General features: G+C 68.8%; 12 protein-coding genes. 9 read left to right on the top strand and 3 right to left on the bottom strand.

The window, feature by feature from the left end; all coding sequences use genetic code 11:
* Positions 1-4: 4 nt before the first annotated feature.
* Positions 5-1549, bottom strand: coding sequence for a YifB family Mg chelatase-like AAA ATPase (locus C4F17_RS17745; RefSeq protein ID WP_106936122.1), 1545 nt, complete (start codon positions 1547-1549; stop codon positions 5-7).
* Positions 1550-1765: 216 nt separating this feature from the next.
* Here C4F17_RS17745 and C4F17_RS17740 point away from each other — a divergent pair, with 216 nt between their 5' ends.
* The 9 genes from C4F17_RS17740 (at position 1766) to C4F17_RS17700 (ending at position 11366) form a co-directional block, all read left to right on the top strand.
* A complete protein-coding gene (locus C4F17_RS17740; protein WP_081268199.1) occupies positions 1766-2632 on the top strand; it encodes a TorF family putative porin in 867 nt (288 codons plus the stop codon).
* Between the two features lie 67 nt (positions 2633-2699).
* Positions 2700-3038, top strand: a complete 339-nt coding sequence (gene glnK, locus C4F17_RS17735; protein ID WP_007833403.1) for a P-II family nitrogen regulator — start codon at positions 2700-2702, stop codon at positions 3036-3038.
* 29 nt (positions 3039-3067) lie between these two features.
* Positions 3068-4504, top strand: a complete 1437-nt coding sequence (locus tag C4F17_RS17730) for an ammonium transporter (RefSeq protein ID WP_106936121.1) — start codon at positions 3068-3070, stop codon at positions 4502-4504.
* A gap of 184 nt (positions 4505-4688) precedes the next feature.
* Positions 4689-5621 (top strand): SMP-30/gluconolactonase/LRE family protein, encoded by a 933-nt coding sequence (locus C4F17_RS17725; RefSeq protein WP_106936120.1) that lies wholly within the window; start codon positions 4689-4691, stop codon positions 5619-5621.
* Between the two features lie 26 nt (positions 5622-5647).
* The gene (locus C4F17_RS17720; protein WP_106936119.1) at positions 5648-6532 is read left to right on the top strand and encodes a LysR substrate-binding domain-containing protein; all 885 of its coding nucleotides are present in this window, start codon (positions 5648-5650) and stop codon (positions 6530-6532) included.
* A 119-nt stretch (positions 6533-6651) separates the two neighbouring features.
* A complete protein-coding gene (locus C4F17_RS17715) occupies positions 6652-8154 on the top strand; it encodes an FAD-linked oxidase C-terminal domain-containing protein (RefSeq protein ID WP_106936118.1) in 1503 nt (500 codons plus the stop codon).
* Positions 8155-8467: 313 nt separating this feature from the next.
* Positions 8468-9580 carry a glycolate oxidase subunit GlcE gene (gene glcE / locus C4F17_RS17710; RefSeq protein ID WP_199851864.1) on the top strand — a complete coding sequence of 371 codons (1113 nt, stop codon included), beginning with the start codon at positions 8468-8470 and terminating at the stop codon, positions 9578-9580.
* A 17-nt stretch (positions 9581-9597) separates the two neighbouring features.
* Entirely contained in the window at positions 9598-10830 is a 1233-nt protein-coding gene (gene glcF / locus C4F17_RS17705; protein ID WP_106936117.1) for a glycolate oxidase subunit GlcF, read from the top strand.
* Between the two features lie 89 nt (positions 10831-10919).
* A complete protein-coding gene (locus tag C4F17_RS17700; protein WP_106936116.1) occupies positions 10920-11366 on the top strand; it encodes a carboxypeptidase-like regulatory domain-containing protein in 447 nt (148 codons plus the stop codon).
* Positions 11367-11381: 15 nt separating this feature from the next.
* Here C4F17_RS17700 and C4F17_RS17695 read toward each other — a convergent pair whose 3' ends face one another.
* On the bottom strand, positions 11382-11873 hold the full coding sequence (locus C4F17_RS17695) for a glutathione peroxidase (RefSeq protein ID WP_106936115.1): 492 nt from the start codon (positions 11871-11873) through the stop codon (positions 11382-11384).
* 12 nt (positions 11874-11885) lie between these two features.
* Positions 11886-12776 (bottom strand): DMT family transporter, encoded by an 891-nt coding sequence (locus C4F17_RS17690; protein ID WP_106936114.1) that lies wholly within the window; start codon positions 12774-12776, stop codon positions 11886-11888.
* Positions 12777-12848: the final 72 nt, after the last annotated feature.

Below are 12848 nucleotides of genomic sequence, written 5' to 3'. Positions count from 1 at the left end.
TTCTTCAGGCGCTGCCCCGCAGCGCCCGCCGGTACTGCACCGCCTCCGCCAGATGCTCCACCTGCACCGCCTGCGCCGACCCCAGGTCCGCGATCGTGCGTGCCACCTTCAGCGCGCGGTGCGTGCTGCGCGCGGACCATCCCAGCTTGGCCGCCGCGTTGAACATGAACTTGCGGGCCGCATCGTCGAGGCCGGCGTGCTGGTCGATCGCGCTGCCCTGCAGCGACTGGTTGGCGTACCCCTGGCGCTGCATCGCACGTTCGCGCGCGGCGATCACCCGGCCGCGGATGCTCTCCGTCGATTCGCCGGGGGGCGCGTCTAGCAGTTGCTGCGCCGACACCGCGGGCACCTCGATGTGCAGGTCGATGCGGTCGAGCAGCGGGCCGCTGAGCTTGCCCTGGTAGCGCGAGATCTGGTCGGGCGTGCAGCGGCAGGCTTTTGAAGCGGAACCCAGGTAGCCGCAAGGGCAGGGGTTCATCGCGGCGATCAACTGGAATCTGGCCGGGAATTCGGCACTCCGGGCGGCGCGGGCAATGGTGATGGTGCCGGTTTCCAGCGGCTCCCGCAGCGCCTCCAGCGCCGAGCGGGCGAATTCCGGAAACTCGTCCAAGAAGAGAACGCCGTGGTGCGCGCGCGAGATCTCTCCGGGCCGGGGCGGAGAACCGCCACCTACGAGTGCCACCGCGCTGGACGTGTGATGCGGCGCAGACGTGGGCCGGAGCATCCAGCGCTCCGTCGCGAAGCGGCCGCCCAGGCTGGCCACCGCCGCGCTCTCGAGCGCCTCCTCGATGCTCATGGCCGGCAGCAGCCCCGCGAAGCGCTGCGCGAGCATCGACTTGCCCGATCCCGGCTCGCCCATCATCAGCAGGCTGTGGCCGCCGGCCGCGGCGATTTCCAGCGCGCGTTTGGCGCCCGCGTGCCCCTTGACGTCGGCCAGGTCGGCGTAGCGCGGTGCGCTGGCGCCGGGCGCCGCACGGATCCGCGCCCAGCCGTCGGGCGGCGGATCGGGCCATTGCGAGGCTGCCTCGGTGTCGACCACGAACTGCCGCACCACATCCAGCAGATGCCGTGCGCCATAGACCTCGCCGTCGGGCACCAGAGCGGCCTCGTGCGCACTGTCCAGGGGCAGCACCAGCCGCGTCGCCACGCCGCGCGTGTGCAGGGCCAGCGCCATGGCCAGGGCGCCGCGCACCGGCCTCAGCTCGCCCGAGAGCGACAGTTCGCCCGCGAACTCGTGTCCGGCCAGCCTGGCGCCGTCGATCTGCCCGCTGGCCGCGAGGATGCCCAGCGCGATGGGCAGGTCGAAGCGCCCGGAGTCCTTGGGCAGGTCCGCGGGGGCCAGGTTCACCACTATCTTCTTGTTGTTGGGGTATTCGAGCCCCGCGTTCTGGATAGCCGAGCGCACGCGTTCGCGGGCTTCCTTGACCTCGGTTTCCGCCAGGCCGACCAGCGTGAAGCTGGGCAGGCCGTTGGCCAGATGCACCTCGACCGTGACACTGGCCGCTTCCAGCCCCAGCAAGGCTCGGCCCTGCACCAAAGACAAACTCATTTCTCTCCCTGTCCCCAAGATGGTGCGTCCATCTGTGGTGTGTCCGCGGTGGTGCGAACCTGTTGAAAGCCGCAACCGCTCGAAACAAGCGTTGTAACGATTTCGCTCACAACACGACGCGGGCGAGTCGCATGGGGCACAGGTATTTGTGCAGTTTGGCACGCTCCCTGCTTTGAGCCTCTCAGGTCCAACAACACACTTGCGAGGAGTTTCCCGATGACGCACCGTACCGCCGCCAAGGCGATGATCGTTCTGGCCGCTGCATTGACCGCTTCGGGCGCAGCCCTGGCCCAGGCGACGACCGATGCCCCGGCCGCCGCGCCCGCCCCGGATTTCACGGGCAACGTCTCGCTGACCACGAACTACAAGTTCCGCGGCCAGGACCAGGACATGATCGGCAAGAACGACTACGCCAAGACCAAGGGCTTCAAGCCCGCGATCCAGGGCGGCTTCGACTACGCCTTCGGCAGCAGCGGCTTCTACGTGGGCAACTGGAACTCCAGCGTCAACTGGCAGAAGGGCAACAGCATCGAGAGCGACATCTACGGCGGCTACAAGTTCAAGGCCGGCCCGCTCGACATGGACGTGGGTGCGCTCACCTACATCTACCCGGGCAACTCGGCGGGCAACACCACCGAGCTGTACGTCGGCGCGACCTATGCCAACGAAACCTTCGGTTCGTTCACCGCCAAGTACTCGCACACCGTGTCGAAGGACTACTTCGGCTACGCCGGCAACAAGGCCGGCTCGGGCCTGAAGGGCACCAACACCGGCTACCTGAACCTGTCGTACAGCAAGGAAATCGTGCCCAAGGTCACGCTGAAGGCGGCCGTGGGCTACACCAACATGTCCAGCGACATCCGCAGCCTGGGCTACAAGAGCTACGTGGACTACAACGTGGGCGCGAGCTACGACTTCGGCAACGGCCTGTCGCTGACCGGCTCGGTGCAGGGCGCCAACAAGAAGAGCTCGTACCTCGCGGTGTCCAACCCGGGCATCGACCTCGGCTTCGGCCCCATCGGCCAGACCACCTACTCGCCGAACAAGGCGCGCTTCATCCTCACGCTGACGAAGACGCTGTAAGCAGCAGAACAACGAGATGCGGCCCAAGCTGCCGCATCGTTTCATTTCCATCCAAAGGAGAAAACTCATGAAGCTGGTCACAGCCATCATCAAACCGTTCAAGCTCGACGAGGTGCGCGAAGCACTGTCGGCCATCGGCGTGCAGGGGATCACCGTCACCGAGGTGAAGGGCTTCGGACGCCAGAAGGGCCACACCGAGCTCTACCGCGGCGCGGAGTACGTGGTCGACTTCCTGCCCAAGGTGAAGATCGAGGCGGCCGTCTCCGACGACCTCGTGGATCGCGTGATCGAAGCCGTCGAAGGCGCCGCCCGTACCGGCAAGATCGGCGACGGCAAGATTTTTGTCTACAACCTCGAGCAGGTCGTTCGCATCCGCACCGGCGAAACGGGCCGCGAAGCCCTCTGATCGAGTCCTGGCCCGAAAGAACAACGATTATGAAAAAACTGCTTGTCTCTCTTGCGCTCGGCTTGAGCGTGCTTGCCGCCGGTACTTCCGGCTTCGCACAGACCCCGGCAGCGCCTGCTGCCGAGGCACCGGCCGCAACGGCTCCCGCAGCGGCAGCGCCCGCCGCGGCGGCTCCGGCCGATGCAGCCGCGGCACCCGCCGCAGCGGCGCCCGCGGCCGCACCCGCCGCTGCCCCGGCTCCGAAGATCGACTCCGGCGACACCGCCTGGATGCTGACTTCGACCCTCCTCGTGATCCTGATGACCATCCCCGGCCTCGCGCTGTTCTACGGCGGCCTGGGCCGTTCGAAGAACATGCTGTCGGTGCTGATGCAGGTCTTCGTGATCTTCTCGCTCATCAGCATCCTGTGGGCCGTCTACGGCTACAGCCTGGCCTTCTCGGGTGACGGCAACTTCTTCGGAGGATTCGACAAGATCTTCATGAAGGGCATCACGCAGGAAACCTTCGGTGCGCTGACCACCATTCCCGAATACGTGTTCGTCGCCTTCCAGGGCACGTTCGCGGCCATCACCGTGGCGCTGATCGTCGGCGCCTTCGCGGAGCGCGCCAAGTTCTCGGCCGTGCTGCTGTTCTCGGTGCTGTGGTTCACCTTCAGCTACGTGCCGATCGCCCACATCGTGTGGGGCGGCGGCCTGCTGGGCAAGGACGGCGCGCTGGACTTCGCCGGCGGCACCGTGGTGCACATCAACGCCGGTGTGGCCGGTCTCGTGGGTGCCTACATGGTCGGCAAGCGCGTCGGCTACGGCAAGGAAGCGTTCACGCCTCACTCGCTCACGCTCACCATGGTCGGCGCTTCGCTGCTGTGGGTCGGCTGGTTCGGCTTCAACGCCGGCTCGGCTGGTGCCGCCAACGCCCTGGCCGGCCTGGCCTTCATCAACACGGTGCTCGCCACCGCTGCCGCCGCGCTGTCGTGGATCCTGGGCGAGAGCCTGCACAAGGGCAAGGCCTCGATGCTGGGTGCAGCATCCGGTGCCGTCGCCGGCCTCGTGGCCGTCACGCCCGCCGCCGGTTTCGTCGGCCCGATGGGTTCGATCGTGCTGGGCCTGCTGGCCGGCCTGGTCTGCCTGTGGGGTGTCGGCGGCCTGAAGCGCATGCTGGGTGCGGACGACGCGTTCGACGTGTTCGGCGTGCACGGCGTGGGCGGTATCCTGGGTGCCATCCTGACCGGCGTGTTCGCGGCCAAGGGCCTCGGCGGCACCGGCGGCGCGACGCCCGACACCTTCTCGATGGGCGCGCAAGTCTGGATCCAGATCAAGAGCGTGGCGCTCACGGTCGTGTGGTCCGGCGTGGTGGCCTTCATCGCCTACAAGATCGCCGACCTGACCCTCGGCCTGCGTGTGTCGGAAGAAGAAGAGCGCGAAGGCCTCGACATTTCTTCCCACGGCGAAACCGCATACAACAGGTAAACCGAAGCCCCCTTGCAGGGGGCAGCACCTGCGGCCCGGCAGAGCCGGTTCCGCGGTGCTACTGAACTGAAGAACAAGTTTTTCAAGCGAGGTCTCCTTTGGATGTTCAGCCCGCAAGCGCTCCGGCGCCGGCGGGCTTTTTTTTGGCCGCAGGCGCAATGGGCGGGAGCACAATCGGCCCACCATGTGGACCTCCATCGAAGACAGCCTCTGCGAGCTCGGCGAATCGCCGTTCTGGCACCCTCAGGAACGATCGCTCTACTGGCTCGACATTCCCGGCCGCGCCGTGCTGCGAACGCGCGGCGACATCGGCACGCCGGGCGCCACGGTCGAGCGCTGGGCCCTGCCCACCGAGCCCGGCTGCATGGCACCGGCGCGGCGCGGCGGCCTCGTCATTGCGCTGCGCGACGGCATCTACCGTGCGCGCGAATGGGGCGGCGAGCTGGCCGCGATGGCGCGCGTGGAGCACGACGTGCGCACCATGCGCTTCAACGACGGCAAGTGCGACGCGCTGGGCCGCTTCTGGGGCGGCTCGCTCAACGAGGCCAAGGACCGGCCCAACGCCGCGCTCTACTGCCTCGACGCGCGCAGCGACACCGGCATCTCGCCCACCATCACGCAGATGGCCAACCAGGCCACCACCGCCAACGGCCTCGCCTTCTCGCCCGACGCCCGCACCCTCTACTGGGCCGACACCGCGGCGCACGTGGTGCATGCATGGGACTGGGACGCCGAGGCCAATTCGCTCTCGCATGTGCGAGTGTTCCAGCAGTTCGGCGCCAAGCCCGAAGGCTGGACGCCCGCGTCGCCGCTGCACTACGACGGCCGCCCCGACGGCGCCACCATCGATGCGCAGGGCCACTACTGGGTGGCCATGTTCGAAGGCGCGCAGCTGCTGCGTTTTTCGCCCTCGGGCGAGCGCGTGGCCTCCGTCGCAGTACCGGTGCAGTGCCCGACCATGCCCTGCTTCGGCGGCGACGACCTGAAGACGCTGTTCGTCACCAGCGCCCGCAAGGGCCGCCCGGCTGACGAGATCGCGCAGCGCCCGGCCTCGGGCATGGTGATCGCGATGCGGGTCGACACGCCGGGACTGCCGGTGAGCTTCTTCGAAGACTGAAGGCCGAAGAGGGTTCTCAGGCGCGCATGGCTCTGCAGCACATTCCGCCGATCCAGTGCCTGCTGACCTTCGAGGCGGTGGCGCGGCTGCGGCATGCGGGCCGCGCGGCCGACGAGCTGTGCGTCACGCCCAGCGCGGTGAGCCACCGCATCCGCCAGCTCGAGGCGCACGTGGGCTTCAAGCTGTTCGGGCGCAGCGACTTCAGCCTCACGGCCGACGGCGCGGCCTATCTTGCGAACGTGCGCACCGGGCTTGCCGCACTGCAGGCCACGCCGTTGGGCGGCGGCGCGGCTCAGCGCGCGACGCGCCTTCGCATCGCCGTCACGCCGACCTTCAGCCGGCAGTTCCTCATGCCCCGGCTCGAGCTGTTCCGCAACATCTATCCCGACATCGAACTGGTGCTGCAGGTGTCCATTCCGCTGCTCGACGTGACGGCCGAGCAGGCCGACCTGGAGGTGCGCTACGGCCCCGGCGGGTACGCCGACTGCGAGCACCGCCTCGTGCTCGAGGAGCAGGTGGTGCCCTCCTGCAGCCCGAGCTACCTCAACGAGTTCGGGCCGTTCCACGGCTTTCGCAGCGCGGCCGAGATCGCAAGCGCGCGGCTGATCCGCAGCCCGCTCGAGCCCTGGGGCACCTGGTTCGCGAGCTGCGGGCTCGACCAGCCCGAGCCCCACGTCGGCTCGCAGTTCAACGACCTGGGGCTGGTGTACGACGCCGCTGCCAGCGGCTTCGGCGTGGCGCTGGTGCGCCAGAAGATGGGCGCGGCGTGGTTCGAGTCGGGGCGGCTGGTGGCGCTGTCCGACCGGGCGGTGGCGTCGCCGCACCGGCACTACATCTGCTGGCAGCCGGGCACGCTGGAACGCTGGGAGTGCGCGGCCTTCGCCGACTGGCTCGAACAGAGCCTGCGCTGACGCCGCCGGCAAAGTTCTCTCAAGCACCCGGCAAAAATCCATCAACCCGGGGCTGCCGGAATGTCCGTAGAGTGCGGTACACCCGAGACATCCGCGAACAGAAGAAAAGAGGCCCGCCGATGAACGCGCCGCTCACCCCCACGCACCACGATTCGCTACAGAAAACAGAGCGCCAGTCCCAGGTGGTCCGCGCGCTGCAGGCGCACCTGCCCGCCCACGCGCTGATCTGGCACGACGAAGACACGACGCCCTACGAGTGCGACGGCCTCACCGCCTACCGGGCGCGTCCGCTGGTGGTGGCCCTGCCCGAGACCGAGGCGCAGGTGGCCGCCGTGCTCAAGACCTGCCACCAGCTCGGCGTTCCCGTGGTGGCGCGCGGCGCGGGCACCGGGCTGTCGGGCGGCGCCATGCCGCACACCATGGGCGTGACGATGTCGCTCGCCAAGTTCAACCGCATCCTGAAGATCGACCCGGTGAGCCGCACGGCGGTGGTGCAGTGCGGCGTGCGCAACCTGGCCATCAGCGAGGCTGCCGCGCCCTTCAACCTCTATTACGCGCCCGATCCGTCCAGCCAGATCGCCTGCACCATCGGCGGCAACGTGGCCGAGAACTCGGGCGGCGTGCACTGCCTCAAGTACGGCCTGACGCTGCACAACGTGCTGCGCGTGCGCGGCTTCACGGCCGAGGGCGAGCCCATCGAGTTCGGCGGCGACGCGCTCGACGCACCGGGGCTCGACCTGCTCGCGCTGGTCATCGGCAGCGAGGGCATGCTGGCCGTGACCACCGAGGTCACCGTCAAGCTGGTGCCCAAGCCGCAGCTCGCGCGCTGCATCATGGCCAGCTTCGACGACGTGCGAAAGGCCGGCGACGCGGTGGCCGCGGTGATTGCGGCGGGCATCATCCCGGCGGGGCTGGAAATGATGGACAAGCCCATGACCGCCGCGGTCGAAGACTTCGTGCGCGCGGGCTACGACCTCGACGCCGCCGCCATCCTGCTGTGCGAATCGGACGGCACGCCCGAGGAGGTGGAAGAAGAAATCGGCCGCATGACCGCCGTGCTGCGCGGCTGCGGCGCCACCGCCATCGCCTGCAGCACCAGCGAGGAAGAGCGCATGAAGTTCTGGAGCGGGCGCAAGAACGCGTTTCCCGCATCGGGCCACATCAGCCCGGACTACATGTGCCTCGACTCCACGATTCCGCGCAAGCGGCTCGCCGACATTCTTCTGGCCATCCAGGAGATGGAGAAAAAATACAACCTGCGCTGCTGCAACGTGTTCCACGCGGGCGACGGCAACCTGCACCCGCTGGTGCTGTTCGACGCCAACGACCCCGACGAGCTGCACCGCTGCGAGCTCTTCGGCGCGGACATCCTGGAGACCAGCGTAGCCATGGGCGGCACGGTGTCGGGCGAGCATGGCGTGGGCGTGGAGAAGCTCAACAGCATGTGCGTGCAGTTCACTGCGGCGGAGAACGAGCAGATGTTCGGGGTGAAGCGCGCGTTCGATCCCGAAGGGATGCTGAACCCCGGCAAGGTGATCCCCACGCTGCAGCGCTGTGCCGAGTACGGCAAGCAGGTGGTGCGAGGGGGGAAGTTGTCGCATCCGGATCTGCCGAGGTTCTGATGAAGGGTTGTCTTGTTTTTTCTTGTCGGGCTCGTTCGGGGCGCGCTCACGCCGACGGGGTACCTTGCTCCGCGAATGTCCCCCGGCCTGCGGCCTCCTCCTTTATTTCGCTGCGCAAGGTACCCCGCCGTCGTGATCGATGGACGCAGCGGTTGATCCGACAGCACGGGGAGAGCGCCCGATGTGCACAGGGCGCCGGGTGCTCCCCGCAGCGAAATAAAGGAGGAGCCGAAGGCGGGGGACATTCGCGGAGGGGAGTACCCGGTGGCCTGTGCACTCGCCCCGAACAACAACATCAAAGACAACAAGCCCGATGAGCATCGACACCGCCCTCCACCAGATAGTCGAGCGCATCCGTGCCGCCGCGACACAAGCCACGCCCCTGTCCATTCGCGGCGGTGGCACGAAAGACTTCTACGGCGAAACGCCGCCAGGCGAGGTGCTCGACACGCGCTCGCTCACCGGCATCACCAGCTACGAACCGAGCGAACTGGTCGTCACCGTGCGGGCCGGAACGCCGCTTGCCGAACTCGAAGCGGCACTCGCCGACAAAGGCCAGTGCCTGCCTTTCGAACCGCCGCGCTTCGGCAACGACGGAACCGTCGGCGGCATGGTCGCGGCGGGGCTCAGTGGCCCTGCGCGAGCCAGCGTCGGGGCAGTGCGCGACTACGTGCTCGGCGCCACGCTCGTCAACGGACGCGGCGAGGTGCTGAGCTTCGGCGGCCAGGTGATGAAGAACGTCGCGGGCTATGACGTGTCGCGCGTGCTCGCGGGCTCGCTCGGCACGCTGGGCGTGATCGCGGAGGTGAGCCTCAAGGTGTTGCCTGTCCCGCCGGCCGAAGCCACGCTCGAATTCGCCTGCGGCCAGGCCGATGCGCTGCGGCTGCTCAACGAGTGGGGCGGCCGGCCGCTGCCGCTGAATGCGAGCTGCTGGTTCGAATACGCCGGCGCGGGCGCGCTGTACCTGCGGCTGCGCGGCGCCGTCGCCGCCGTGGAGGCCGCATGCGCGCATCTGGGCGGCGAGCGCAAGGACGACCTGCGCGCGGCCGCCGACTGGCAGTCGCTGCGCGACCAGCAGCTGCCGTGGTTCTCCGCCGACGAAGGCGGCGATGCGCTATGGCGCCTCAGCGTGCCGCAGACCGCGCCCGTGCTGGCGCTCGACGGCGCCGCCGCGCCGCTCATCGAATGGCACGGCGGCCAGCGCTGGTACAAGGCGCCGCCCGGGCAGGCCGTGCGCATCCGCGAGATCGCACGCGCGGCGGGCGGCCATGCCACGCTGTTCCGCCTGCCTGCCGCTGCCGCGCAAACCCACGTACCGCGGTTCGACAGCATGAGCGCGCCCATCGAACGCATCCAGCGCGCGCTGATGCGCGAGTTCGATCCGCACGGCCTCTTCCATCGCGGCCGCCTGCTCGCGTCCTCCTGAGCACGACAAGAACAACCATGCAAACCGAACTCGCCCCCGAATTCCGCGGCACCGACGAGGGCCGCGAGGCCGAAGCCATCCTGCGCAAATGCGTGCACTGCGGCTTCTGCACCGCCACTTGCCCGACCTACCAGCTGCTCGGCGACGAGCTCGACGGACCGCGCGGGCGCATCTACCTCATCAAGCAGGTGCTCGAAGGCAAGGCGCCGACGCGCAGCACGCAGCTGCACCTCGACCGCTGCCTCACCTGCCGCAATTGCGAGAGCACCTGCCCGAGCGGCGTGCAGTACGGCCACCTCGTCGACATCGGCCGCAAGATCGTCGACGAGAAAGTGCCGCGCCCCGCGGCCGAATCTGCGAAGCGCTGGCTGTTGAAGGAAGGCCTGCCGTCGCCGCTCTTCGGCCCCGCGATGAAGCTCGGCCAGGCTGTGCGCGGCCTGCTGCCCGAGGCCCTGAAGGCCAAGGTGCCCGCGAAGCAGGAAGCCGGTGCCTGGCCCACCGCCACGCATGCGCGCAAGGTGCTCATGCTCGCGGGCTGCGTGCAGCCGTCGATGATGCCGAACATCAACAGCGCCACCGCGCGCGTGCTCGACGCGGCCGGCATCCAGGCGCTGATTGCGCCCGAAGCGGGCTGCTGCGGCGCGGTGAAGTTCCACCTGAACGACCAGGACGGCGGCAAGGCGCAGATGCGCGCCAACATCGACGCCTGGTGGCCCTTCGTGGAGCGCAACGAGGTCGAGGCCATCGTCATGAACGCATCGGGCTGCGGCGTCACCGTGCGCGAGTACGGCCACATCCTCCAGCACGACACGGCCTACGCGCTGAAGGCCGCGCGCATCAGCGAACTCACGCGCGACCTGAGCGAGCTGCTGCCCGACCTCGTGCCCTTGCTAAAGGCCCGCGTGAAGGCGCCTGCGGGCGTGGTGGCCTATCACCCGCCCTGCACGCTGCAGCACGGCCAGAAGCTGCGCGGCGGCGTCGAGACGCAGCTGCGCGCGCTGGGCTTCGACATGCGCGTGGCCATGAACGAATCGCACCTGTGCTGCGGCTCGGCCGGCACTTACTCGGTGCTGCAGCCCGAGCTGGCCTACCCGCTGCGCGACCGCAAGCTCGGGCACCTGAAGCAGCTGCAGCCGAAGGTCATCGCCTCGGCCAACATCGGCTGCATCACGCACTTGCAAAGCGGCAGCGGCGACACGCCTGTGCGGCACTGGATCGAGCTGCTGGACGCCGCGCTGGACGCGGCCTGATCGCACAGCAGGGGAGGGCGCGGTCCGACTCGCGCGAAGGCGCGTGGCGGCGCATCATGGCGGCACCGATTTCGCAAGGAGCCAGTGCCATGTCCCATGTTTCCGCCCCCCTCGTTTCTTCTTCCAGGCTGCTGCGGCGCGCGCTGCTCGCGGGCATCTGCGCAGCCGGCGCCGTGGCGGCGCAGGCACAGGGCGCCATGCCGGCGTGGCAGGGCGCCGGCTCGGCACGCTATGTGTGCGGCGGCATCGGCTCGGACGAATCGCAGGCGATGCGCGCGGCCATGAAGGAACATCCGCTGGCGCTGCTGTTCGCACGTGCCGACGGCGCCTACCTGGCGAATGTGGACGTCACGATCAAGGGCGGCGACGCCAGCAACGCCGCGGCGCTGGCGTTCCGCGCCAACGGCCCGGTCTGCCTGGTCGACGTGCCCGCCGGGCGCTATGTCATCGATGCGTCCACGGCCGGTGGCGCCGCGAAGTCCCAGACGGTGACGGTGGGCAGCGGCGGCTCCAAGACCGCCGACTTCCGCTTCTGACGGCTTGCGGCGGGGTCAGCCCGCCGCCGCCAATGCCGCTTCCACGTCGCGCGTGAGCGAAGCCGGCGTGTCCAGCGGCGCATAGCGCTTGAGCACGGTGCCGTCGCGCCCGACCAGGAACTTCGTGAAGTTCCACTTGATGGCGGTGCTGCCCAGCAGGCCCGGCTTTTCCTTGGTGAGCCACTGGTACAGCGGCGCGGCATTGCTGCCGTTGACGTCGATCTTCTCCATCATCGGAAAGCTCACGCCGTAGTTCTTGGTGCAGAAGGCGCCGATTTCCTCATTGGTGCCCGGGTCCTGCGAGCCGAACTGGTTCGACGGGAAGCCCAGCACCGTGAGCCCCTGGTCCGCGTATTTTTCGTGCAGCGCCTCGAGGCCGGCGAACTGCGGCGTGAAGCCGCATTTGCTGGCCGTGTTCACGATCAGCAGCACCTTGCCCTTGAAGGCGGAGAGCTTCACCGGCTTGCCGTCGATCTGGTTGGCCTCGAAGTCGTAGATGCTGGTCATGCGGGTTTTTCCTCAGGTGGGAGCGGGAGCGCGATCATCGCGCGGCACGGGCGTTCGCGCAAACGCCGACCAGAGGGCGCCCAGCACGATCAGCGCGCCGCCCATCAGGATGCGCGAGTCCAGCGTGGCCGCGCCCAGCGCCACCGACGAGACGCTCGCGAACAGCACTTCCGACAGCATGATCACCGAGGTGGCGCTGGCCGCCAGCCGCGACGCGCCGTATTGCAGGCACACGTTGGCGACGATGAAGCCCGTGCCCAGCAGCGCGGCCCAGCCGAGCCAGCCGGGCGACGCCAGCATCGGCGAATCGATGGCGCCGAAGGCCGTGCCCGCCAGCGCGGCCACGCCCGCCACCGCGGAGCAGCCGCAGAACATGGCGAGCGCGCGCGATTCGCCCGGCGCCGCGCGCAAGCGGCGCAGCACGATGTTGGTCACCGCGAAGCTGAAGCCGGCGCCCACGCCCAGCCAGTCGGGCAGGCTCGACGGCACCGGCCAGTCGGTGCCCGGCGCCTTCAGCACCACCACCACGCCGGTGAGCGCCAGCGCCACCCGCGCCAGCGCGCCGCCGGTGGGCCGCTCGCCCAGCAGCAGCCAGCCCAGCAGCACGCTCCACAGCGGCATCAGGTAGAACAGCAGCACCACGCGTACCACGTCGCCCTGCGTCACCGCCCAGTTGAAGCCCACGTTGGTGAGCCCGGCCGCCAGCCCCAGCAGCACCAGCCCCGGAAAAGCCGCGAAGCCCCGCCAGGCGTGGCGCCGCACGAGACCCATCACGACCGCGATGGCCAGGTAGATCAGGCAGGTGGTCCACAGCGGATGCAGCCCATGGCCGGCCATCTGGCGGAACGGAAACCAGGCAACGCCCCAGACGAAGGCATTGAACATCAGTGCGAGGGCGGGCATGACGGCGCGTATTTTTCAGGAACACCGCGGAACCGGCTTTGCCGGGCCGCCGGTGTTGCCCCCGGCGAGGGG

The organism is Variovorax sp. PMC12, from assembly GCF_003019815.1.
Classification (GTDB): domain Bacteria; phylum Pseudomonadota; class Gammaproteobacteria; order Burkholderiales; family Burkholderiaceae_C; genus Variovorax.
The sequence above is the reverse complement of the archived record's forward strand: the minus strand, read 5'-3'. Positions and strand labels throughout refer to the sequence as shown.

Coding starts and splice junctions, on each gene's coding strand:
- C4F17_RS17745 (WP_106936122.1), bottom strand. CDS start 1,549: ATGAGTTTGTCTTTGGTGCAGGGCCGAGCCTTGCTGGGGCTGGAAGCG.
- C4F17_RS17740 (WP_081268199.1), top strand. CDS start 1,766: ATGACGCACCGTACCGCCGCCAAGGCGATGATCGTTCTGGCCGCTGCA.
- glnK (WP_007833403.1), top strand. CDS start 2,700: ATGAAGCTGGTCACAGCCATCATCAAACCGTTCAAGCTCGACGAGGTG.
- C4F17_RS17730 (WP_106936121.1), top strand. CDS start 3,068: ATGAAAAAACTGCTTGTCTCTCTTGCGCTCGGCTTGAGCGTGCTTGCC.
- C4F17_RS17725 (WP_106936120.1), top strand. CDS start 4,689: ATGTGGACCTCCATCGAAGACAGCCTCTGCGAGCTCGGCGAATCGCCG.
- C4F17_RS17720 (WP_106936119.1), top strand. CDS start 5,648: ATGGCTCTGCAGCACATTCCGCCGATCCAGTGCCTGCTGACCTTCGAG.
- C4F17_RS17715 (WP_106936118.1), top strand. CDS start 6,652: ATGAACGCGCCGCTCACCCCCACGCACCACGATTCGCTACAGAAAACA.
- glcE (WP_199851864.1), top strand. CDS start 8,468: ATGAGCATCGACACCGCCCTCCACCAGATAGTCGAGCGCATCCGTGCC.
- glcF (WP_106936117.1), top strand. CDS start 9,598: ATGCAAACCGAACTCGCCCCCGAATTCCGCGGCACCGACGAGGGCCGC.
- C4F17_RS17700 (WP_106936116.1), top strand. CDS start 10,920: ATGTCCCATGTTTCCGCCCCCCTCGTTTCTTCTTCCAGGCTGCTGCGG.
- C4F17_RS17695 (WP_106936115.1), bottom strand. CDS start 11,873: ATGACCAGCATCTACGACTTCGAGGCCAACCAGATCGACGGCAAGCCG.
- C4F17_RS17690 (WP_106936114.1), bottom strand. CDS start 12,776: ATGCCCGCCCTCGCACTGATGTTCAATGCCTTCGTCTGGGGCGTTGCC.